At 56.6% G+C, this 22,523-nt stretch carries 16 protein-coding genes; 4 read left to right on the top strand and 12 right to left on the bottom strand.

Annotated elements, in window-relative coordinates; all coding sequences use genetic code 11:
- Positions 1-13: 13 nt before the first annotated feature.
- From rpoB to NQF86_RS05830, 12 genes are all read right to left on the bottom strand, one after another.
- On the bottom strand, positions 14-4,180 hold the full coding sequence (rpoB, locus tag NQF86_RS05885; RefSeq protein ID WP_266116701.1) for a DNA-directed RNA polymerase subunit beta: 4,167 nt from the start codon (positions 4,178-4,180) through the stop codon (positions 14-16).
- A 229-nt stretch (positions 4,181-4,409) separates the two neighbouring features.
- On the bottom strand, positions 4,410-4,784 hold the full coding sequence (gene rplL / locus NQF86_RS05880; protein WP_266116700.1) for a 50S ribosomal protein L7/L12: 375 nt from the start codon (positions 4,782-4,784) through the stop codon (positions 4,410-4,412).
- A gap of 62 nt (positions 4,785-4,846) precedes the next feature.
- Positions 4,847-5,371, bottom strand: a complete 525-nt coding sequence (gene rplJ, locus NQF86_RS05875; protein ID WP_266116803.1) for a 50S ribosomal protein L10 — start codon at positions 5,369-5,371, stop codon at positions 4,847-4,849.
- A gap of 274 nt (positions 5,372-5,645) precedes the next feature.
- On the bottom strand, positions 5,646-6,338 hold the full coding sequence (gene rplA, locus NQF86_RS05870; protein WP_266116699.1) for a 50S ribosomal protein L1: 693 nt from the start codon (positions 6,336-6,338) through the stop codon (positions 5,646-5,648).
- A gap of 3 nt (positions 6,339-6,341) precedes the next feature.
- Positions 6,342-6,776, bottom strand: a complete 435-nt coding sequence (gene rplK, locus NQF86_RS05865) for a 50S ribosomal protein L11 (RefSeq protein ID WP_266116698.1) — start codon at positions 6,774-6,776, stop codon at positions 6,342-6,344.
- Between the two features lie 120 nt (positions 6,777-6,896).
- Complete coding sequence (locus tag NQF86_RS05860; RefSeq protein WP_266116697.1) at positions 6,897-8,504, bottom strand: efflux transporter outer membrane subunit; 1,608 nt, start codon at positions 8,502-8,504, stop codon at positions 6,897-6,899.
- Complete coding sequence (locus NQF86_RS05855; protein WP_266116696.1) at positions 8,504-9,859, bottom strand: efflux RND transporter periplasmic adaptor subunit; 1,356 nt, start codon at positions 9,857-9,859, stop codon at positions 8,504-8,506. Before NQF86_RS05855 ends, NQF86_RS05860 begins: the two co-directional genes overlap by 1 nt.
- Entirely contained in the window at positions 9,856-13,035 is a 3,180-nt protein-coding gene (locus NQF86_RS05850; protein ID WP_266116695.1) for an efflux RND transporter permease subunit, read from the bottom strand. The genes NQF86_RS05855 and NQF86_RS05850 overlap by 4 nt, the downstream gene beginning before the upstream one ends.
- 275 nt (positions 13,036-13,310) lie before the next feature.
- A complete protein-coding gene (locus NQF86_RS05845) occupies positions 13,311-14,744 on the bottom strand; it encodes a sensor histidine kinase (protein WP_266116694.1) in 1,434 nt (477 codons plus the stop codon).
- Positions 14,731-15,489, bottom strand: a complete 759-nt coding sequence (locus tag NQF86_RS05840) for a response regulator transcription factor (protein ID WP_266116693.1) — start codon at positions 15,487-15,489, stop codon at positions 14,731-14,733. The genes NQF86_RS05845 and NQF86_RS05840 overlap by 14 nt, the downstream gene beginning before the upstream one ends.
- Positions 15,490-15,532: 43 nt before the next feature.
- The gene (locus tag NQF86_RS05835) at positions 15,533-16,723 is read right to left on the bottom strand and encodes a BaiN/RdsA family NAD(P)/FAD-dependent oxidoreductase (RefSeq protein ID WP_266116692.1); all 1,191 of its coding nucleotides are present in this window, start codon (positions 16,721-16,723) and stop codon (positions 15,533-15,535) included.
- Positions 16,724-16,750: 27 nt separating this feature from the next.
- Positions 16,751-17,419 (bottom strand): glutathione S-transferase family protein, encoded by a 669-nt coding sequence (locus NQF86_RS05830; protein WP_266116691.1) that lies wholly within the window; start codon positions 17,417-17,419, stop codon positions 16,751-16,753.
- Between the two features lie 87 nt (positions 17,420-17,506).
- Between NQF86_RS05830 and minC the strand changes: the two genes are divergently transcribed.
- The 4 genes from minC (at position 17,507) to NQF86_RS05810 (ending at position 22,513) form a co-directional block, all read left to right on the top strand.
- Complete coding sequence (gene minC, locus NQF86_RS05825; RefSeq protein WP_323670747.1) at positions 17,507-18,289, top strand: septum site-determining protein MinC; 783 nt, start codon at positions 17,507-17,509, stop codon at positions 18,287-18,289.
- A gap of 180 nt (positions 18,290-18,469) precedes the next feature.
- Positions 18,470-19,285, top strand: a complete 816-nt coding sequence (minD, locus tag NQF86_RS05820) for a septum site-determining protein MinD (RefSeq protein ID WP_266116690.1) — start codon at positions 18,470-18,472, stop codon at positions 19,283-19,285.
- Entirely contained in the window at positions 19,282-19,590 is a 309-nt protein-coding gene (minE, locus tag NQF86_RS05815) for a cell division topological specificity factor MinE (RefSeq protein WP_266116689.1), read from the top strand. Before minD ends, minE begins: the two co-directional genes overlap by 4 nt.
- A gap of 427 nt (positions 19,591-20,017) precedes the next feature.
- Positions 20,018-22,513 (top strand): TonB-dependent receptor plug domain-containing protein, encoded by a 2,496-nt coding sequence (locus NQF86_RS05810; protein ID WP_266116688.1) that lies wholly within the window; start codon positions 20,018-20,020, stop codon positions 22,511-22,513.
- Positions 22,514-22,523: the final 10 nt, after the last annotated feature.

Here is a 22,523-nt window from a genome sequence, read left to right as displayed (position 1 = left end):
GAAAGCACTGCCCTCACAGCCCTCCCTGCTCAAGTTCGACATTCAGACCAAGCGACTTCAGTTCCTTCACAAGAACGTTGAAGCTCTCTGGAATACCAGCTTCAAAGTCATCCTGTTCACGAACGATCGCTTCATACACCTTCGTACGGCCAGACACATCGTCCGACTTCACGGTCAGCATTTCCTGAAGCGTATAGGCTGCACCGTAAGCCTCCAGTGCCCAGACCTCCATCTCACCGAAGCGCTGACCACCGAACTGTGCCTTACCACCAAGCGGCTGCTGGGTAACCAGCGAGTAAGGACCGATCGAGCGGGCATGAATCTTGTCATCAACAAGGTGATGCAGCTTCAGCATGTAGATGTAGCCCACCGTGGACTGACGCTCGAACTTCTCGCCCGTACGCCCGTCAATCAGCTGGGACTGACCGCTCTCGCTGACACCGGCCTTCTTCAGCATTTCCTCAATGTCAGGAATAGAAGCACCATCGAACACTGGCGTAGCAATCGGCACACCCTTGCGCAAGTTGTTGGCCAGCTCGATCAACTGATCGTTGTCCATTGTGGCAATATCTTCATTGAAGATCTTGTCACCATAAACATCCTTCAGACGATCCAGCAGCTCCTGACGGCGCTCACCAGTACGCTGATATTCATCCACCATGGCACCAATGCTCTGGCCGATATTGGCACAGGCCCAGCCCAGATGGGTCTCCAGAATCTGCCCCACATTCATACGGGACGGCACACCCAGAGGATTCAGCAGCAGGTCAACCGGCTGACCATTCTCAAGGAACGGCATGTCCTCAACAGGCACGACACGGGAAACCACACCCTTGTTACCATGACGGCCGGCCATCTTATCGCCCGGCTGAAGCTTACGCTTCACAGCGATGAAGACCTTGACCATCTTCATCACACCCGGTGGCAGCTCGTCACCACGCTGGAGCTTCTCGACCTTGTTGTCGAAGCGGTTATTGATGCGCTTAATGGCACCATCAAACTCACGGCACAGCGTTTCCAGCTCAGCCATAACAGCCACATCAGCAACCGGAATGTTGCGCCATGTCACACGGGGATGCTCACCCAGCAGCTCCGCCGTGATCGGTGTGCCAGCACGCACGCCCTTGAAGCCTGCGGCAGCTTCCTGCCCGACCAGACGTTCCTTGAGACGGTTATAGAAGCTGCGTTCCTGAATGGCACGCTCGTCATCGCGGTCCTTGGCCAGACGCTCGATCTCAGAGCGCTCGATGGCCATGGCACGTTCGTCCTTGTCCACGCCACGACGGGAGAAGACACGGACATCAACCACTGTCCCGCTCGTGCCCGGAGGCAGCTTGAGGGATGTGTCGCGTACATCGGAAGCTTTTTCACCGAAGATGGCACGCAGAAGCTTTTCTTCCGGTGTCATCGGGCTTTCACCCTTCGGTGTAACCTTACCGATCAGGATATCGCCCGGATTAACCTCGGCACCAACGTAAACAATGCCAGCCTCATCGAGGTTACGCAGAGCTTCTTCACCGACATTCGGAATATCGCGGGTAATTTCTTCCTGACCCAGCTTGGTATCACGGGCCATGACCTCGAATTCTTCAATATGAATTGAAGTAAAGATGTCATCACGAGCGATACGCTCAGAGATCAGGATGGAGTCCTCAAAGTTATACCCGTTCCATGGCACGAAGGCCACGAGCACGTTACGACCCAGAGCCAGCTCACCCAGCTCGGTGGACGGACCATCAGCAATGATGTCACCAGCCGCAACCAGATCGCCCACCTTCACCAGCGGACGCTGGTTGAGGCAGGTGGACTGGTTGGAACGCATATATTTACGCAGACGGTAAATATCCACGCCCTGAGTGGCCCCCTGCTCGTCCGTAGCACGGATCACGATACGGGCACCGTCCAGCTGGTCCACCACACCGCCACGCTTGGCGATGATGGTCGCACCAGAGTCATGAGCCACAGGGCCTTCCATGCCGGTACCGACCAGCGGGGCATCAGCCTTCACCAGCGGCACAGCCTGACGCTGCATGTTGGAGCCCATCAGTGCACGGTTGGCGTCATCGTTCTCAAGGAACGGAATGAGCGCAGCGGCCACGGAAACGAGCTGCTTCGGCGACACGTCACAGGCGGTCACCTGCTCCGGTGGCACGAGACGGAAGTCACCCGTCTGACGAACGGCAACCAGCTCATCCGTCAGGCGGTTGTCGCTCTGCTTGGCATCGGCCTGTGCCACCAGAAGACGTTCTTCTTCCATGGCGGAGAGATACTTCCAGCCATCTTGGAAGACACCATCCTTCACCAGACGGTAAGGTGTCTCAATGAAGCCGTACTTGTTGACCTTGGCGTAAGTAGCCAGAGAGTTGATCAGACCAATGTTCGGCCCTTCCGGCGTCTCAATCGGGCAGATACGGCCATAATGGGTCGGGTGAACGTCACGAACCTCAAAGCCCGCACGTTCACGGGTCAGACCGCCCGGACCAAGCGCAGACAAGCGGCGCTTATGCGTCACTTCGGAAAGCGGGTTGGTCTGGTCCATGAACTGGCTGAGCTGGGAGGAGCCGAAGAACTCGCGCACGGCAGCAGCGGCAGGCTTGGCGTTGATGAGGTCATGCGGCATGACCGTATCAATATCGACAGAGCCCATACGCTCACGGATGGCACGCTCCATACGCAGCAGACCGATGCGATACTGATTTTCCATCAGCTCGCCAACGGAGCGGACACGACGGTTACCAAGGTTATCGATGTCATCAACCTGACCACGACCATCCTTGAGGTCGCACAGGATCTTGACGGTCCGCAGGATGTCTTCCTTACGCAGCGTCCGCAGCGTATCAGGCACATCCACATCCAGCCGCATGTTCATCTTCACACGACCAACGGCGGAGAGGTCATAGCGGTCCTGAGAGAAGAACAGGCCACGCAGCATGGCCTCTGCCGTCTCACGGGTCGGCGGCTCACCGGGACGCATGATGCGATAGATGTCGATCAGCGCTTCTTCCCGTGTGGTGTTCTTATCCGCCATCAGGGTGTTGCGGATCCACGGACCATGCGTACCGTCAACGGCCAGAAGCGGAAGCTCCTTCAGCCCCAGATCTTCGAGTTCGCTCAGCTTCTCCTCGGTCAGCTCCTCGCCAGCCTCGGCATAGATCTCACCGGTCTTCTCATTAACGAGGTCATGAGCGACAAAGCGGCCAAGGATGTCCAGACGACCCACCTGCACGACACGGGTCTTCTCGGCGATCTTACGGACAACACGGGCTGTCAGCTTAGTCTCTGCATCAGCGACAACCTCACCCGTATCAGCATCAACCAGCGGGCTGAGCAGTTTCAGGCCACGGAAAGCATCCGGCTCGAACGGACGGGCCCATTCGCCACCCATGCGGGTGAAAGGCACGACTTCGTAGAAGGTGGAGAGGATTTCATCCTCATCCATGCCGGTGACTTCGAGAGCATCGACATCACCACCCTCGGCCAGCTTGGCTTCACGAGCCTTGAGATAGTTCTCGCCTTCCAGCGCATAAAGCAGCGTGGTGACCGGCAGCTTACGCTTACGGTCGATACGGACATGAATGATGTCCTTGGCGTCAAACTCGAAATCCAACCAGGAACCACGATACGGGATGATACGGGCAGCAAAGAGATACTTCCCGGAAGAATGTGTCTTACCCTTATCGTGATCGAAGAACACACCGGGACTACGATGCATCTGAGAAACGATGACACGCTCTGTCCCGTTGATGATGAAGGTCCCGTTATCGGTCATGAGCGGCATATCGCCCATATAGACCGGCTGTTCCTTCAGGTCGTGAATGGAACGAGTGCCTGTATCTTCGTCAATATCCCATGTCGTCAGACGCAGGATGACCTTCAGCGGTGCTGCATAAGTCAGACCACGCTGGATGCACTCCTCCACGTCATATTTCGGTTCTTCGAATTCATAATACTGGAAATCCAGCCGCCCACGGCCAGCAAAATCATGAATCGGAAAAACTGAACGAAACACCTCCTGAAGGCCAGCCGGTTCCCGGCTGTCGGGGCGAACATTCATCTGCAGGAAAGCTTCATACGAAGCCCGCTGCACGTCAATCAAATTAGGCATCGGCGCAATCTCGGGAATGCGCCCGAAACTCTTGCGGATCCTCTTACGCCCTGTGAACGATTTTGTGATCGCCATCTTATCCTGCCTCTGAACCAGACCTTCAAGTCGTCCGCTATATGACCATCCCATTAACCCCATGGAATATCAGACGACTTGAACGGCTGGCTTAATCCTGTCTATGACGCGTGACGGAATGCCCTGTATAGACAATTTCCCTGTCAACGGCAAATGGGGCGGGCACCATAAAGCACCCGCCCACTCGCTCCAACGGCATCCCCGGAGGGATACCGCATGGATAGAACTCTTACTTGATTTCGACTGTAGCGCCGTTTTCTTCCAGAGCCTTCTTGATCTTCTCGGCCTCGTCCTTCGTAGCACCTTCCTTGATGGTCTTCGGTGCGCCTTCGACGAGATCCTTGGCTTCCTTCAGGCCCAGGCCTGTGATGCCACGGATTTCCTTGATGACGTTGATCTTCTTGTCGCCAGCCTTAGCCAGAACGACGTCGAACTCTGTCTTCTCAGCAGCAGCTTCGCCACCAGCAGCAGGAGCAGCAGCAACAGCAGCCACCGGAGCAGCAGCGGAAACGCCCCACTTTTCTTCGAGCAGCTTGGAGAGCTCAGCAGCTTCCAGAACGGAGAGAGCGGACAGTTCGTCAACCAGTTTTGCCAGATCGGCCATGATAATATCCTCTAAGATGCGTAAATGTCAGGCAGCTTCGCTCATGCGGGCTACCCTGTTAATCAAGCGGCTTCCGTGTCGCCTGTTCTGGCATAGGCACCAAGAACGCGAGCAAGCTGCCCAGCCGGAGCCTGGGTGACGCCTGCAATGCGGGTTGCCGGGGTATTGATCATACCAACCAGCTTTGCACGCAGCTCGTCCAGAGATGGCAGGGATGCCAGTGCCTTGACGCTATCAGCCGTAAGGGTCTGATTGCCAAGGGCACCACCAAGTACCACCAGCTTGTCATTCTTCTTGGCGAACTCGACCAGCACCTTTGCCACGCCAACCGGCTCATCCGACCAAGAAATGGCCGTCGGGCCTTTAAGCAGCGGCGCAATGCCGTCGAACTGGGTCCCATCCAGAGCACGGCTGACCAGCCGGTTCTTCGCAACCTTGTATGTCGCACCCACAGCGCGGATGTTACGACGCAGCTCTGTCGCATCGGCAACCGTCAGACCCAGATTCTGGGTGACGACAACCATGGACGTGCTACCGAACACTTTGCTGAGGGACTCGACAAAGGCCCGTTTTTCCGTACGGTCCAAAACCTTGTCTCCTCGGTTAGTCCGATCATCTCGGACCAGGTTACCCATAGGTCCTGCCCTGCCTTACGGCCTAACAGGACCCGCTCGCCTGTCCATATAAGGAAGACCGCATCCGCACCCCGGAGGGGTATGATTACGCTCTACCCGTCTCACGCCTGCGCCACTCAAGGGCTTTAAGGGGCAAGACCCCACATGCGTTCTAGGACAGGAAAAAGGAGCGGCGGACCGCTCCCACACCATTCCGAAGAATGGCGATTCCTTAACCTCTCGTCAATCAGCCTTCGAAGCTGGAGAGATCGATACGCACACCTACCCCCATTGTGGAGGAAAGTGAAGCCTTTTTCAGGTAAGTACCCTTCGCACCGGACGGACGGGCCTTCTGAAGCGCATCCACCAGAGCCTTCACGTTCTCAGCCAGCTGAGACTCGGAGAAGGAAGCCTTACCAACGCCAGCATGGACAATACCGGCACGCTCTGCACGATATTCCACCTGACCGGACTTAGCTGCCTCAATGGCACCCTTAACATCCATGGTCACGGTGCCGAGACGGGGGTTCGGCATCAGGCCACGCGGACCAAGGATCTTACCCAGACGACCCACCAGAGCCATCATGTCCGGTGTGGCAATGCAGCGATCGAACTCGATCTCGCCAGCCTGCACCTTCTCAGCCAGGTCCTCAGCACCGACAACTTCGGCGCCAGCGGCAGCAGCTTCCTCAGCCTTCGGGCCACGGGCAAACACACCAACGCGCAGTGTCTTACCTGTGCCGTGCGGCAGGGAGATCAAGCCACGGACCATCTGGTCAGCGTGACGGGGGTCAACACCCAGACCGATGGCGAATTCAACCGTCTCATCGAACTTAGCTGTTGCGTTGCCCTTCACCAGAGCCACAGCTTCGTTCAGGGAGTACAGCTTGTCACCGTCAACCTTGGCACGCAGGGCAGCAATACGTTTGTTCTTGGCCATGTCTTAGCCCTCCACCACATCAAGACCGATGGAACGGGCGGACCCAGCCAGCATACGCACGGCACCATCGATGTCGTTTGCGTTCATGTCCTGGAACTTCTTCTCAGCGATTTCACGCAGCTGAGAGGTCGTCACGGACCCAACGGACGCAGCACGGCCCACTGTCTGAGAGCCCTTTGTGATCTTGGCGGCCTTCAGCAGGAAGTAGGTGTTCGGCGGTGTCTTCGTGATGAAGGTGAAGGTACGGTCCGCATAGGCAGTGATCACAACCGGAATCGGCATACCCGGCTCCAGACCCTGCGTCTTTGCGTTAAATTCCTTACAGAACTGCATGATGTTCAGACCGCGCTGACCCAGCGCCGGACCGACCGGCGGAGACGGGTTAGCCTTACCAGCCGGAATCTGCAGTTTGATGTAGCCAACTACTTTTTTGGCCATATCCGGGACTCCCTAATTTACAGTTCCCGAACCGTGGTTGAGACGGCAGGGATCATCCCCGCCTCCCACGTTCGACTGAAGGGGTGCCTAGACCATTCCCCCCATACCGTCAAGAAAGAATCAGGGGTGCGCCGGTACGGCTGCCTTGCCTGTCAGGTCACTTTCGGAAGCGGGCGGCTGAATCTCGGAGCCTTTCTGTGGTGTGCCCACAGGCACCTCACCAGCTGGACGGGCATGATGAAGCCCCTCATACTGCAATGGCCCAATCGGATCGATACTCTTGATGTCTGGCAGAAGCGTGTTCGACCAGCCACCACCAAGGGCACGGATCAGCCGCACCGTGGCCTGCACCTGCCTCGTCTGTGCCTGAACTTCCAAAAGACGGGCCTTCAGAGCATCCTGCTGTGCCACCAGCGCATCCAGATAGTTGGTCAAGCCACCCGTATAAAGAGCCATCGTCATATTCTGGGTTCTCAAAGCCGCATCAACAGCCTGATGCTGCTGCAACCGTTCCTGATGGTACAGCGCCGTCTGGCTCAAACCATCTTCCACATCCTGAAATGCCGCCAGAACTGTGGCCCGGTAGGCATCCACACGTTCCCGGTACTGAGACCACGCCCGTTGCAGAGCGGCCCGCCGCATACCACCCGTAAAGAGTGGCTCCACAGCCTGCACAGCCACCCGCCAGAACGCCTTGGAAATACTGGCCAGATCAAACCCAGAATCCTCAAAACCGCCGGTCGCGCTGATGGTGATATGCGGATAAAAAGCCGCTCTGGACACACCAATAGCCCGTGCGGCGGCAGCCATCTGCCGCTCACTCATGGCTACGTCAGGCCGTCTCTCCAGCAGGGTGGACGGAAGCCCTTCCTTTACCCGGATCGTATCGAAATGCAGCCGAAAATCTCTGATTGGCTGAATATGGAAACTGGCAGGCACCATATTCACCATGACGGCGATAGCATGTTCCTGCACCTGACGGGTGGCCAACAGATAGCTTTTCGCCGCCTGAGCCGAATAAAGCTCATTCTCGGCACGGGATACGTCCAGCCCTGCACCAATAGCCCCACCCTGACGCAACCGTGTGATCTCCACGGCCGTACGGAAGTACCGGATGGAATCATCATAAACAGCGAGCTGGGCATCAATCCCCCGCAGTGCCATGTAATTTGACGCCAGCTCCGCCTGAAGGCTCAGCCTCGTCAACGCATATTCAGCGGCTCCGGCCTGAGCCAGATTCTTCTGCATATGCGTCTGGTTGCGAATGGCATCCCAAAAGTCCGGCTCCCATGTCGCTGCTCCACTATAAGCAACATTGGATTCATAAATGGGCGTGTTATTACTGCGCCGCAAAAAGAGCCGTCCTTCCGACTGCTTATTGCGGCTCATCTGCGCACCACCAGCAAGCTGCGGATAGAGCCGGCTCTCTGTCTCACGGGCAATATCACGTTCCTGCGTGAAAACTTCTGCCGCTGCCTGAAGGTCCGGATTATAGGCGTTCAGCCTGTCCTCAAGTTCGTCAAGCTGGGGATCGTGAAAGAGCTTCCACCACTCGCCCCGCACGACAGCATCCGCAGGCTTGGCATTGCCCATAATGCCTTTGCCTTCCCATCCATCAGGATAGATGAAATGCGGCGTACGATATTTCGGTGCCAGATTGCACGAGGCCAGAAAAAAGGACAGCCCACCCGCCAGAAGCGGCAGCCTCCGCCATGTCCCCACTCTCATCAATGCTGCCCCTGCTGCTTTGCCGGTGCACCCGCCGGGGCCGCCGCCCCATCTCCCTGCTTTGACTGATCGTCCGCACTATTATCATCTGGGGGCGGCATAGCACCGACACGCCGCAGATCATCTGATGTCACATTCGGAACGGGCTTTTCCGCCTCTTTAGGTTTGGCATCATTATAGCCACGGGTAGGTGTCACGACCCGGACTTCATCTCCATCCAGCATATCCGCTGTCGGATTGGCCACAATCTCATCATCCAGCGACATGCCGGAAAGAACCTGTGTCGTCATACCAAAATTGGTACCGACCTGCACAGTCTCCAATTTGATATGATTGTTGACGACTTTAGCCACCTGCATCCCCTGCGCCCGGAATATGAGCGCACTGGTCGGGACGATCAGCACATCCGGGTCTCCCGGTGCCTGAATATGCGCCGTGGCATAGGAGTTGGGCCACAGCAGCCCATCTGGATTATCCAGCACCAGCTCGGTCGTCACGGTGCGGGTGGAGGCATTGAAGGCATTGGCCGTCGCCAGAAAACGAGCCTTAAACACACGGCCCGGATATTGCGGCACGCTCAGCTCCGCACTGATGCGGGGTGAGATGACACTGGCAAAATCCTGCGGCACAGACACGAACACACGTATCTTATGCACATCCGCCACAGAAAAGAGCTCAGCAATGGTGCCCCGTGAATTAAGATTACCACCGGCAGCATTCACGTAATCCCCGACATTGACCAATCGAGACGTCACGATGCCATCAAAGGGCGCCACAATCCGTTTGAAGTTCTCCAGAGCTTCCACCCGCTCGACCTCATGGGCGGCGGCATCAAGCTCGGCCTTCTGGGCGGCGGCATTGGCGGCCTGCACGTCCACCTCCTGCCGGGACACGGCCTGCGTGCCCCGCAGAGCCGTCCAGCGCTGCGTGGTAATCAGAGCCAGCTTATAGCGGGCATTGACGACCTCATAATGCGCCTTGGCTGCCGCATACTGGGCATCAATGCTCGGCGTACTGACCTCTGCCAGAAGGTCCCCCCGTTTCACATGGGCACCGTAATCCTTGTACCACATCTTCACATAGCCGGAGACCTGCGCATAGATCGGGGCCTCGTACCATGCGGCCAGATTGGCGGGCAGGTCCACCTGTCGGGTGGCAGGCCCCGGCTGAGCCCGGATCAAGACAACACGGGCGACAGAACTATCCTCCGCCTCCCGCTCCAGCTCCCCCTTATGAAGGGCACGCTGCACCAGCCCCAGAACGATCAGCCCAACCAGCACAGCCAGAAAAACAAAAAGCAGCAGACGCCCCCTACCACGGGCCGGTGATGTTGTCTGGTTACTGGACGGATTCATGAAGGTTCTCCTTCTGGAGTGGCCCGGTCACCCTTCGGCGCACCGCCATGGATCAGAGCAAAAACACAGGGAACAAACAGCAGCGTTGCCACTGTTGCCATCAACAGCCCCCCAATGACCGCCTTACCCAGTGCCGCATTGGAGGAGTTACTGATGGACATAGGGATCATACCGATCATCATGGCAAGAGCTGTCATCAGCACGGGGCGGATACGTTCAAAACCAGCTTCGGAGGCTGCAAGGACAGCATTGCCATGTTCCTCCAGACGCTCTCGTGCAAAAGCCACGACCAGCACGGCGTTAGCCGTGGCCGTACCCATACACATGATGGCCCCCGTCAGAGCGGGAACGGACAGGGTCGTATGCGTCAGGAACAGGCTCCACGAAATCCCACCCAGAGCCGCAGGCAGGGCCATGACGATGACAAACGGGTCCAGCCATGATTGGAAGTTCACGACAATAATCAAATAGACCAGCACGATGGACAGCAACAGCCCGCCAATCAGCTGGACATAGGCGTTATTCATCGTCACGACCTGACCACGCACCACCATGCTGGAACCGTGCGGCAGATCAGGCCGAACCTTTTCCACTTCCCGCCCGACAGCACGGGATAGAGCACCAAGATCAATCCCCTCTGCTGCAACATAAATGTCGAAAACCGGCATGATGTTGTAATGGGAGACCTCAGCAGGCGTGCCTGTCTGAACAATATGGCTGACACCGCCCAGAATCTGCATGGTCCCGTTCTGCGGGTTTCCATCGCCCTTATCGATGGGCATTTTCTCAAGATCATTGAGCGTCTGGAGATAGGTGGCCGGAGCCTGCACATCGATCAGCTGGGATGTACCCTGCGGGTTAAGATAATAGGTCTGCCCAACCTGAGAACTCCCCGAAAGGGTTGTCAGGACGTTATAGGCAATGTCCTTTTCGGTAACACCCGTCCCCATGGCGAAACTGCGATGCGCATTGATGAGCAGGGTCGGCTGCGTCATCGGCTGCTGGACGCTGACATCCACCGCGCCGGGGATTTTCCGCAGACGCTGCGCCAGACGGACAGCAAAATCATAATTATGCTGAAGGTCACGCCCGACAATCTGCACATCAATAGGTGATGGCAGACCGAAATTGAGAATCTTGGCCGTCAAATCACCCGGCTGGAAGGTAAAGCCAATCCCCGGGAAAGCCGTACTAAGGGACTTGCGCAGTCGCTTGCGATAATCAGCGATCGGGCTTTCTGAATCTTCCAGCTGGATGGTGACATCACAGTCCTGCGCCCCCGTTGTGGGGGACGGCACCATCGCCTGATTCATCTGGCTCATCGGCAGGCCGCAGTTATTGACGACCAGCTTCACCTGACCGGGCAGGGTCTCCCGGATTTTCTTCTCGATCAACCCGCTAAGCTTGGCACTTTCCTCAATACGGGTACCGACCGGCGCCCGGAAATGCATCTGCATGATGCCGGACTTGATCTCTGAAAAGAAATCCTGCCCGACAAACAGAAGCAGCAACAGAGACGCCACTGCACCAGACAAGAACAGAGCGATGAACTTCGTCCGTATCGACAGAACATGCAGCAGCACATCATGATAACTCTGACGGAACCGCTCGAAATACGCCTCAAACTTTTCCTGAAACTGCCCGAAGAAGCCTTTCTTCCGGCTGGCATGATCCGGGTTGCGCTGCGTCTCCACCTGCGCCGCCAGCAACCAGTTTGCCATGGTCGGCACCAGCGTTCTGGAAAGAACAAAAGAAGCGATCATCGCAAAGATGATGGCTTCTGCCATGGGCATGAACAGCCAGCCCGCAACGCCTGTCAGCTCAAAAAGCGGGAACCAGACGATACAGATACAGGTCGTTGACACAAATGTCGGAATGACGATCTGGTTGGCTGCGTCAATAATGGCGTGTTCCAGCTCCTTCCCCATATGGAGGTGAGCATCGATATTCTCGATCATCACCGTGGCATCATCCACGAGAATACCGACCGCCAGAGCCAGCCCGCCCAGCGTCATCACATTGATGGACTGCCCTGCCAGACTGAGGCCAATCAGAGCCGAGAGCATGGCCAGAGGAATGGATACCGCCACGATCACGGTCGAACGCCACGACCCCAGAAAGAGTAGAACGGTCAGGCTGGTCAGGATGGCGGCGGTGATCATTTCCCGCACCACATCGACCACAGATTCCTTCACGAAGCTGGAGGCATCCGTCAGAACATCCATGCTTGTGCCGGGGGGAAGCGTCTTCTGAATATCGGGCAGCAGCTTCTTGATGCCATTCACCACATCCAGCGTTGAGGCATTACCACTTTTCAGGATGACGATCATCACCGCCTGCTTGCCTCGCACCAGCACGGCATTGGTCTGTGGCGGGCCACCCTTATGCACCCATGCCACATCCCGCAGATAGATGACGGAATTACCCACCTGCTTGATAGGCATCCGGTTGAAGGCAGCAATATCCATGGGGGCCGAATTGGTCCGCACCATGAAATCCATGGCCCCGACCTTCTGATCACCCGCCGGCAGAACAATATTCTGCTTGTTCAGGGCCGTGGCAACATCAACGGCAGACAGGCGGTGCGCCAGCAGCTTTACCGGGTCGATATCCACCATGATATCCGCCGCCACACCCCCGTAAGGGTTCGGAATGGCTGTACCCGCCACAGAAACCAGTTCCGGCCGGATGAGGTTGGAGGCCATGTTATAGACCTCCGAGGCGGACATGTTCGGATTATTGACCTGCAAGGTCAGGACCGGAACAGAAGACGCATCCAGTGCCAGAATAAGCGGCGGTGTAGCCCCGGTAGGGAGCTGCTTGATGACCGTCTGAGACACGGACGTGATCTGCGTCTGTGCGACACTGGCATCCGTTCCGGGCTGGAAGAAGACCTTGACGATCCCTCGCCCGTAATAGGAGTTACTTTCAATATGCTCGATATTATTGACGGTCGCTGTCAGAGTCCGTTCATAATAATAAACGATACGGCCAGAGACTTCCTCCGGCATCAGCCCCGTATAGGACCAGACAACCGCCACGGTCGGAATCTTGATGTTGGGGAAAACGTCCGTTGGTGTGCCCAGAATGGCCTTCACCCCGAAGATGAGGATCATGATGGACATGACCACGAACGTATAGGGGCGCCGCAGGGCTGTCAGGACAATAGCATTCATGACAGCGGACCACCTTCACCAGACAGGTAACCATCCGACAGGACGGGGCCACCCCCATCCCCCGTTTCTGCATGATGGGGTCTCGTCTCTATCACAATGCCGCTGAGCAATCTGTCTCTCCAACTGGTCGGGCATGAGCCTGTCCGTCCCATTACCCTACGTCCGGGTGGGGATTATACCGACACAGCCCAAAGAAAAAACGCTTTTCATCTGAAAAGATTTTTAAGAAGCACGGTTTTGTTACCAGCGTTTTACTTGATTCCGCCTCACCTGCCTCAGGCGCCGCTGTAATTTTCTTTCAGGGATGGAAAGATCAGTCGGAATACCGTGCCGCTCTTTACCTCGCCTTCACAGTTTTCCTCAATCACAAGACGGGCCTCATGCAGCCGGACAATCGCTGCCACAAGGCTCAACCCAAGACCGCTACCCGGCACATGGCGGCTCTTGTCTGCCCGATAGAAACGGCTCATCACAGCCTTGCGTTCCTCTACGGCAATGCCGACCCCGGTATCCCGTACCTCAAACCACGGTTCATCCAGCTCGTTACACCCCGCCCGCAATGTCACGGACCCGCCTGCCTCCGTGAATTTCAGAGCATTATCCAGCAGATTGGCCAGAACCTCATTCAGAAGGTCCGCATCGCCCCAGAGCTCCACCGGCCCTTCATGCGGCGCAACGGAAAGCGTCAGCCCCTCTGTCTCTGCATTCGGTTCATAAAGATCGGCCATATCGGCAATCAGCGGCACAATATCCATACGGCTGAACCCGGCCCGCCGTTGACCATTCTCAATCTCGCCAATCCGCAACAGAGCCGTAATAACGGAGAAACACTGTTCCAAGTCCCGGCGACACAGATTCATGGCCTGCTCGAACCGCTCACTCTCCTCTGGCGGAGCATCAAGTGTCTGGGCAAGGTTACTCACCCGGTCCAGCCGGGCCTGAACACGAGCCAGAGGCGTGCGAAGATCATGCGCAATATCATTACCCACGTCCCGCATCTCACCCATCAACTGCTCCAGCCTGTCCAGCATCCGGTTGACCGATCCTGCCAGACGGTCAAGATCATCATAGCCCCGCCCGACAGGCAGACGCTCCCGCATCTGACCCTTGACGATCTGCTCAATGGAATGATGCATCTTGCTGATACGCCCCAGTGCCCGGCGGCTTAGGATCATCCCTGCCGTCAGAGCAAACAGCACGACCGGCACCATGGAAAACAGAGCGCATTGCCGAGCCACCCGCCGCAGCTCATCCACCATGTGACGGGACCGGCCCAGCACCAGAAGACGGGTCTTGCCCGGCTGCATCCCCGGCACTTCCACCACCAGAAACCGCATGATCGTCACGGAATGATCCGGCAGCACAAAAGACAGGTTCTGCGTGGACTGGCTCGCTACCAACCCGGCGGGCCATGATGTCATGTCCCCTGCTATGGGGTGGTGGTCCTTATCGAACAAAGCAGCGGCGTTCAGGAAGATACGCAGCTCGCTCGTGCTGCGTTCTTTCAGCCGGACTTCCAGATCGCCCGGCGCCTCCTGCATCAGAACCGAGGCGGAACGGCGCAACAGGTCGTTAGTGCGAAGCTGCTCATAAGTGCTGATCTGCCCATAGAGCAGCATCAACTCCAGCAGCATTCCCAACACCACGACACAAACAAGCCCCAGCGTCAGCCGGAAAGCTGCCGTGCGGAACAGGTCACTCCGGAACACGCAGGCAGAACCCGGCACCACGGATGCTATGAATCAACGGTTCTTCACCATCCTTATCCACCTTCCGGCGCAGCTTGCCGATGTGCACATCCACCAGATTGGTGCGCGGCACGAAGCGGTAATTCCAGACATCTTCCAGCAGCATCGTGCGGGTCAGCACTGTATTGGGGCGGCGGACCATATATTCCAGAAGACGGAACTCCCGTGGAAGAAGGTCAATCTCCCGCCCATCCCGGCGGACCCGCCGTTCCAGAAGGTCCATTTCCAGCGGTCCCAGCTTCAGCATGGAAGCCCGACCATAAACGGGACGGCGCAACAGAGCTTCCAGACGGGCCGCCAGCTCCTCCATCACGAAAGGCTTGGTCAGATAATCATCCCCACCTGCCTTCAGGCCGCTGATACGGTCATCCACAGCAGAAAGAGCGGAAAGGACCAGAACCGGCATGGTCATGCCCTGTTCCCGCAAGGTCTCCAGAACGCTCAGCCCGTCCATCCCTGGCAGCATACGGTCCATCACCAGAAGGGCATAATCACCCTTACGGGCCATCTCCAGCCCTTCCGTACCCGTTGCTGCACGTGAAACCTCATAGCCACGCCCGCACAGATCACCCACGATCTCCTCGGCGAGACTATCATCATCCTCAACCAGAAGGAGCTTTACAGGGGTCTGTTCTTCACTCTCCGGCAGGGCATCACTGGGCCAAGGCTGCCGTTCCGTTTTCTTGATCTTCTTTTCTGCCGCCATCTCATAGCCTCTCTATCTGGCGGGTATATTACCATGCCCGCCATCATGCACCAGCCCGCTCCGCCGCTGCCTGCCCGGCGGCAACACCGCTGGCCCAAGCCCACTGGAAGTTATAGCCCCCCAGCCAGCCCGTCACATCCACAGCCTCCCCCACAACATAAAGACCCGGCACCGTGCGGGCCTCCATCGTCTGGGAAGACAAGTCTCTTGTATCCACACCACCCCGCATGACTTCCGCCTTGGGGTAACCTTCCGTTCCGGCAGGTTTCAGCACCCAATCCTCCACCTGCGCCGCTAAGGCTCTTACAGCCTTGGCAGGCTGTTCAGCCAGCGGGCGATCATCCAGCTTTCCAGTAACCAGCACCTTTACCAGCCGGGATGGCAAGGCATCCAACAAAGCGGGCGCATGAGCCTTAGGCCGCTGCTGGCAAACCTTTCGCATATCCTCATACACATCCCGGCCCGGTGCCAGATTCAGACGCAGCGCCTCGTTACCATCCCACCATGACGATATTTGAAGGATAGCCGGCCCAGACACACCCCGATGTGTAAAGACCATCCCACCCGTAAAAACCGGCTTCTTCTTCCCTGCCAGAGAGGCCGTTACCTGAAGGGACACACCGGCAAGATCAGGCTGGGCATCTTCAATGCGGAAAGGCACAAGGGCCGGAGCTGGTGTCACGACCCTCAAACCGAATTGCCGGGCCAGTCTCAAAGAGAAGTCGGTCGCTCCCAGCTTGGGGAGAGCCAGCCCACCCGTTGCCAGAATGACAGACCGGGCCTTCACGGTCCCCCATGATGTTTCCAGCGTGAAGCTGTGACCGTCATGGCTCACACCATTCAGGGAACACCCCATCTGAAACCGCACCCCGGCGGACCGGCATTCATCCTCCAGCATGGTGACGATCTGCCGAGCAGAGTCATCACAGAAAAGCTGCCCCTCCTCTTTCTCATGCCAGCTTATGCGGTGTTTCCCGACAAGAGACAGAAAATCCTGTGGCCGGTAACGGGCCAGAGCTGACCGACAGAAACGGGGATTTTCGGACCGATAATATGTCCAATCCGCCTTCAGATTGGTGAAGTTGCAACGCCCCCCACCAGAAATGAGGATTTTACGGCCCGGCTGATCGGCATGATCCAGAAGGATGGTTCGTGCATCCCGCTGCCCCGCCATGGCCGCCGCCATCATTCCCGCTGCACCAGCCCCTATGACGGCTACATCCCAGAATGTCATACCTACACTATGCCCTTCATGCCTCACTCAAAAATCCAGATCAGCATAATGGGGCGGAGGCTTCACACCGCTGACACGATCATTCAGCAGGTCACGAAAACAGGGGCGTGACTTGATGCGGGCATACCAGTCCCGCACGCTCGGTGCACGGCGCCAGTCAATATCCCCCAGAAAATCCAGTGCCGAAAAATGGGCTGCCGCCGCAAAATCCGCTGCAGACAGAACAGAGCCCCCCAGCCATGTTCGTGTCTCGGCCAGATAGCCAATATAATCGAGATGAAACCGTAGATTCTTGTACCCTACCTGAAGAATCTTGCCATCAGGGTGCCCCAGCCCGAACAGACGCTTCTCCACCTTCTCCCCCAGAAGATTGACCATCACCTCCTGTTGGAAAAGACGCTCGAACCAATCCATCAGACGGCGAATTTCCACACGCTCAGCCATATTGCGCCCCAGAAGGGACGTTTCTGGGTAAGCATCTTCCAGATATTCAGCAATAACACGCCCGCCCGGTACGACCATGCCGCTATCCTCTACGAGAACAGGCACCTCACCTGCGGGATTTAATTCATGAAAATGTTCGTTCTGCTCCCACGGCTTTTCCACCACCAGATCAAAAGGCAGCTTCTTCTCAGCCAGCATAAGCCGTACAAAACGCGATTGCGGAGACAGGGGTAAGTGATGCAGTATGCGCATATGTCTTTCCTACGGCACGTCTGTTCTGGGGAACATAAGAGACACTTTCATATCTAGTCCGAACACAGCTACGGTGACCATCACTTCATGTCCAGCCCATCAGCATCTCAGCAGCTTCATCCGTCAGATGCGTCAGCAGTGCAAGCCCAGAAATCCAATACCATGACCATCCGCGCCCGTGGCCGGTCCTTTCTGGCTCTCATCCTGTCGCCTGAAGCCCCCCTGAAGGACTGGCTTGCTGGGCTGGATGAGCATATGAGGCGGGCTGCCGGGTTCTTCAACCGTCAACCCGTCATTCTGGACCTCAGCCTGCTTAATGAAAATACCGAGGGGCTGGTAGACTTCCAGCAGGAACTCCGCCAGAGGCATGTTCATCTGATCGGCATTGAAGGGGCAGACCCGCACTGGCGGGCTCTCCAATCGTGGGAATGGCCGATCGAACTACGGGGTGGCCGACCCAGCGGCCCCGTCACCCTGCCAGAGGAAGATAACAAGGACACGCCTCCCACCACGCCAACACTCCGTGAACCGCTGATTGTTAACCGGGTCGTGCGGTCTGGTCAGTCCATCCATAACCCGGATGGTGATGTTATCATTCTTGGTGCGGTATCATCCGGTGCTGAAATCATTGCTGGCGGGTCTATTCATGTTTATGGCCCATTACGAGGCAGAGCTATTGCAGGCGTGGACGGCCACCCACAGGCACGCATCTATACCGCCAAAATGGAAGCCGAACTTCTTGCCATAGATGGCTTTTATATGGTTGCTGAAGAAATGCCGGATGAGCCTATCGGCAAGGCGTCTCAGGTTTATCTGGAGAATGAACACCTGAAAGTCGTGCCCCTTCAGGCTGGCGTTGTTAAGTCCTGATGTTTTTTTACTTTCGGGCCCGAAAATTTATTCATTTTTTATACAGCGCACCTTATCAATTCTTTAGTGCCGCTGTACAATACGGAGCAAAGAGCGAGGTTTTCTTATCAAAACCTTAATCATCCATTACGATGTATAACACAAGGCTGAAAAGCCGGTTGCAGGAAAGCTGAGAATTTCATGGCAAAGATCGTCGTTGTTACATCCGGTAAAGGGGGCGTTGGCAAAACAACAACGACAGCCGCCCTCGGCGCCGCTCTGGCACGCAGCGGACAGAATGTGGTTGTGGTCGATTTTGATGTCGGGCTGCGTAATCTGGACCTCATCATGGGTGTGGAACGCCGTGTCGTGTTCGACCTCATCAACGTCATTCAGGATGAAGCCACTCTCAATCAGGCCCTGATCCGGGACAAACGCTGCGACACCCTGTCCATCCTCCCCGCTTCCCAGACACGGGACAAAGACGCCCTGACGAGTGACGGGGTCGCCAGAGTGATGAAAGAGCTGCGGGAGCGTTTCGACTGGATCCTGTGTGACAGCCCGGCAGGGATCGAACGAGGCGCACGGCTTGCCATGCACCACGCCGACTATGCCGTGATCGTGACAAACCCTGAAGTCAGCTCTGTCCGTGACTCCGACCGCATCATCGGGATGCTGGACAGCCAGACAGCCCGTGCCCAGAAGGGCGAAACCATTGAAAAGCACCTCCTCGTAACACGCTATGACCCCAGCCGTGCCGCGCGTGGCGAGATGCTGAGTGTTGAAGATGTCGTAGGCATCCTCTCCCTGCCACTACTGGGTGTGATCCCCGAAAGTGAAGATGTCCTCAAGGCATCGAACGTAGGCGCACCCGTTACCTTTGCCTCACCGGAAAGTGCCCCGGCCATTGCCTATTTTGAGGCTGTCGAACGACTGGAAGGCAAGGATATTCCTGTCACCATCCCAACGGAAAAACGTGGCCTGTTTGACCGTATTTTCAAAAAGAGGGGCTCATGAGTTTTCTGGACAGTTTTTTCAGCCGGAAACGCTCCGACACAAGCAGCAATGTTGCCCGTGACCGGTTGCAGATCCTGCTTGCGCACGAGCGGGAGGCTCAGGAAGGAGGGGAATCAACCCTCCTGCGCACGCTTCATGCGGAAATCCTTGAGGTTCTGGCCCGGCATGTTTCCATTGATGAAGACAATGTCCAGATCAAACTGGACCGGGGGCAGAAATGCTCCAAGCTGGAAATCGACATTCAGGTGCCCCAGAGTGGCCTGAGGGCACAAGTTTCCACCATGACCCCCAATGAGGACCTGTAAAGCCTCAACCATCGGGACGTGAACGGGCCTTGAGCGGGGACATCTCCCCGCTGCCGCCCCGTCTTCACCTGCCGTATCCCTGCCAAAAGACAGGATGCGGTGTATATACCGCTTTCTTTATAGCTCCTGCACTTTATCCGATCGGCCTCATAGTCAGGTCACCTCCCTGCCCGTTCCAGCCGACAGGGTGCTATATAATACTATTTATAATAGTTTATTGTGTGTTCATGAAAACACAATAACATGCTTTTCGTATCATGCGACATCCTATACTGCCCATAAGTCCTAGTCTTTGGACAGATCATGTCATAATTTGCAAAAAGATGTTGTTTCCATATTCCACGCTCATTCACGATGGTTTAGCCATCCTTCATCTGAACACGCCCTACCTCCTAGCCAACACCTACTGGAAAGCACCGCCTCCGTAATGCGTTCCCTGTTCCTCTCTTACCGTCTTTCGGCTCTCCCCTCCCTGCTGGGTCTCGGTCTGGGATGTCTCCCTTGTCTGTCCCTTCAGGCAAATGCTGCCACCACGGGCCAGCAGATCGAACAGAAAAAGACAAAGGCTCCGAAAAAGCACGCTGCTTCCCCTCTCCATCAGAAGCAGGTCCGGTCAGTACAGGGTGGAACAGAGACCCTCATCGTCACTGGTACGCGAGAGATCGGGAAAAAGGCCCGTGATTCCATTGCACCCGTTGATATCGTCTCCAGCAAGCAACTGACCAGCACAGGGCAGCCAACCCTGCGAGATGCCATGCAGCTCCTTCTGCCTTCCCTCACCGTCCCCACAGGAGGGTTTGATGCGGGAGCCCTGACGGATTCCATCAGTCTGCGAGGGCTGAGTTCCAATGAGACGCTGATCCTCGTCAATGGGCACCGGCGGCATACCACTGCCAACATCTATGCCGATAGCGGCCCCCAGCAGGGTACGACCCCCACCGACATCGACATGATCCCCCTCTCCGCCATCGATCATATCGAAGTGCTGAGAGATGGGGCCTCTGCTCAGTACGGGTCCGATGCCATTGCAGGCGTGGTGAACATCATCCTCAAAAAGCAGGATCACGGCCTGACGATACGTTCCAACAGCGGCATTACCAGTGATGGCGATGGGTACCAGCAGGGCATCTTCATTGATGGTGGGGCTGCTTTTGCACAGGACCGTGGCTTTGTTCATGTCAGTGGCGATCTTGTCCATCAGGACCATAGCTTCCGCTCTGCGCCGGACAGCCGGACAGGAACGACCGTCAACAAAATCCTGAGTCAGCCGGAGCAGACACGACAGTCTGTTGCCATCAATGCAGGCTATGACATCACCAACACGCTCCAGCTTTACAGCACGGCTACCTATGCCCATCGCCATGCGGAGGCCTTCCAGAATTACCGTCTGCCTTCGTCCCTCGCCAGCACACCCGGCTATGCCGCCCTCTATCCAGACGGCTACTCTCCCCTTCAGACGCTGGAAGAAAATGATTTTGAAATCACGGCAGGGCTGAAAGGTCGTCTGGTAGGGTGGCACTGGGACCTTTCCAGCACCTATGGGCGGGATTTCGATAATATCGGCCTGAAGAATGACGCCAACAAAGCGCTGCCTGCCTCCGCCCTACAAACAACCTATAACAAAGTGCAGGGCTTCAATGACACACAATGGAACAATGAGCTGAACCTGAGCCGGAAGCTCTATCTTTCCTTCTGGCCCCACAGCATCAATATCGCCGGGGGAGCAGGCTACCGTTATGAAGCCTACTCCATTGCCGAGGGGTCCAGTGCCAGCACCTATGGCGGTGGGACCAGCCTGTCCCTTGCCGGAACAAATCCCCGCAGTGCAGGCAACTCCAACCGTGACGTGGTATCCGGCTATGTCGATATTTCCACCCATCTGACAAAACACTGGCAGCTGGACATGGCTGGGCGCTACGAACATTACACGGATGTCGGCAATACCCAGACAGGCAAGATTTCTACCCGCTATGATGTGTCAAAACGTCTGGCCTTCCGAGGAACCTTCAGCAATGGGTTCCATGCACCGACATTAGCACAAGAACATTATTCAGCCCTGACCCTCTCCCCGACAGTTGCCCGTGGGCTTGTAGCGGCCACATCCCCCGGCGCCCTGGCCAGCGGTGCCCAGCGCCTGAAACCGGAACAGAGCACAAATGTGGAAGGCGGCATCATTGCCGAGCCCTTCAAAGGGCTGCATGTCACGACCGACTTTTACCAGATCGACCTAAGGGGCCGCATCCTTCCCGGAAATAATCTCTACGGCGTAGAAGCCGCCAATGTGCTGGCCGCCAATGGCATTACAGACCTGCCCGCCAACATTACCAACAACAACCTGTCCACCCAGTGGTTCGCCAATGTGGCCAATACCCGCACGCAGGGCATGGACATGACCATCACCTACACCACAAAACTTCGCAATGCTGGCCGCATCAACTGGGATGCCGCCATCAATCTCAACCGCACAAGGCTACGCCATCAGGCCGTTCGGAGTGATGGCACGCCGGTTCTCAATGCACCCAGCCGGGCTTACATCACGACCGCCTATCCTCGCAGCAAGATCATCTTTGGTGGAACATGGGTCTCACCCGCCCATCGCTGGGCCGTTGCCTTGCATGAAATCCGGTACGGTCAAACAACCTCCGCCCTGACCTATTACAAGAACAACAATACCTCGACCGCTTCCACCACGGATTATCTCCAGTTCCATAACAAACCGAAATGGACGACCAATCTGTCCGTGACCTACAACATCACCAAGATATGGAGTGCCACACTGGGCGGGAACAACATCTTCGCCGCCTTCCCCAGCAAAGTTCCACGTGGGAACCGCTATCTGGGCGCACCCAAATATTACATGAGCACGTCCCAGCTGGGTATTAATGGAGGCTATTACTATCTGGATGTGTCAGCCCGCTTCTAAGAAACGGGCC

This window comes from Bombella pluederhausensis, assembly GCF_026385525.1.
GTDB classification, from domain to species: domain Bacteria; phylum Pseudomonadota; class Alphaproteobacteria; order Acetobacterales; family Acetobacteraceae; genus Bombella; species Bombella pluederhausensis.
The sequence above is the reverse complement of the archived record's forward strand: the minus strand, read 5'-3'. Positions and strand labels throughout refer to the sequence as shown.

Coding starts and splice junctions, on each gene's coding strand:
- rpoB (WP_266116701.1), bottom strand. CDS start 4,180: ATGGCGATCACAAAATCGTTCACAGGGCGTAAGAGGATCCGCAAGAGT.
- rplL (WP_266116700.1), bottom strand. CDS start 4,784: ATGGCCGATCTGGCAAAACTGGTTGACGAACTGTCCGCTCTCTCCGTT.
- rplA (WP_266116699.1), bottom strand. CDS start 6,338: ATGGCCAAGAACAAACGTATTGCTGCCCTGCGTGCCAAGGTTGACGGT.
- rplK (WP_266116698.1), bottom strand. CDS start 6,776: ATGGCCAAAAAAGTAGTTGGCTACATCAAACTGCAGATTCCGGCTGGT.
- NQF86_RS05860 (WP_266116697.1), bottom strand. CDS start 8,504: ATGAGAGTGGGGACATGGCGGAGGCTGCCGCTTCTGGCGGGTGGGCTG.
- NQF86_RS05855 (WP_266116696.1), bottom strand. CDS start 9,859: ATGAATCCGTCCAGTAACCAGACAACATCACCGGCCCGTGGTAGGGGG.
- NQF86_RS05850 (WP_266116695.1), bottom strand. CDS start 13,035: ATGAATGCTATTGTCCTGACAGCCCTGCGGCGCCCCTATACGTTCGTG.
- NQF86_RS05840 (WP_266116693.1), bottom strand. CDS start 15,489: ATGGCGGCAGAAAAGAAGATCAAGAAAACGGAACGGCAGCCTTGGCCC.
- NQF86_RS05835 (WP_266116692.1), bottom strand. CDS start 16,723: ATGACATTCTGGGATGTAGCCGTCATAGGGGCTGGTGCAGCGGGAATG.
- NQF86_RS05830 (WP_266116691.1), bottom strand. CDS start 17,419: ATGCGCATACTGCATCACTTACCCCTGTCTCCGCAATCGCGTTTTGTA.
- minC (WP_323670747.1), top strand. CDS start 17,507: ATGTCCAGCCCATCAGCATCTCAGCAGCTTCATCCGTCAGATGCGTCA.
- minD (WP_266116690.1), top strand. CDS start 18,470: ATGGCAAAGATCGTCGTTGTTACATCCGGTAAAGGGGGCGTTGGCAAA.
- minE (WP_266116689.1), top strand. CDS start 19,282: ATGAGTTTTCTGGACAGTTTTTTCAGCCGGAAACGCTCCGACACAAGC.
- NQF86_RS05810 (WP_266116688.1), top strand. CDS start 20,018: ATGCGTTCCCTGTTCCTCTCTTACCGTCTTTCGGCTCTCCCCTCCCTG.